The sequence below is a fragment of the Streptosporangium heterodermiicola genome (genome assembly GCF_051390675.1).
Lineage (GTDB): Bacteria > Actinomycetota > Actinomycetes > Streptosporangiales > Streptosporangiaceae > Streptosporangium.
In genome coordinates, this window is sequence record NZ_JBPJSR010000109.1 from 1 (window position 1) to 509 (window position 509).

1 protein-coding gene is annotated in these 509 nt (G+C 70.9%); it reads right to left on the reverse strand.

Annotated elements, in window-relative coordinates:
• The coding region (locus ACSC1Q_RS43105; protein WP_495573959.1) for an ATP-binding protein at window positions 1–509 on the reverse strand (509 nt) is incomplete at both ends.

Sequence of the window (509 nt, forward strand, 5' to 3'; positions counted from 1 at the left end):
ACCTCCTCGGAGACCGGGTGTTCGACCTGCAGGCGGGTGTTGACCTCCAGGAAGGAGATCGTGCCGTCCTGGCCGACCAGGAACTCGCACGTGCCCGCGCCGACGTAGCCCGCCTCCTTCAAGATCGCCTTGGAGCTGGTGTGGAGCAGGTCGAGCTGCTCGGGCGACAGGAACGGGGCCGGGGCCTCCTCGACCAGTTTCTGGTGGCGGCGCTGCAGCGAGCAGTCGCGGGTGGAGACCACGACCACCGTGCCGTGGGCGTCGGCCAGGCACTGGGTCTCCACGTGCCGGGGCCGGTCCAGGTAACGCTCGACGAAGCACTCGCCCCGCCCGAACGCGGTGACGGCCTCACGGACCGCGCTGTCGTACAGCTCGGGGATCTCCTCCAGGGTGCGCGCGACCTTCAGCCCGCGCCCGCCGCCGCCGTACGCCGCCTTGATCGCGATCGGCAGGCCGTGCTCGGTGGCGAAGGCGACGACCTCCTCGCTCCCGGAGACCGGATCCTTGGT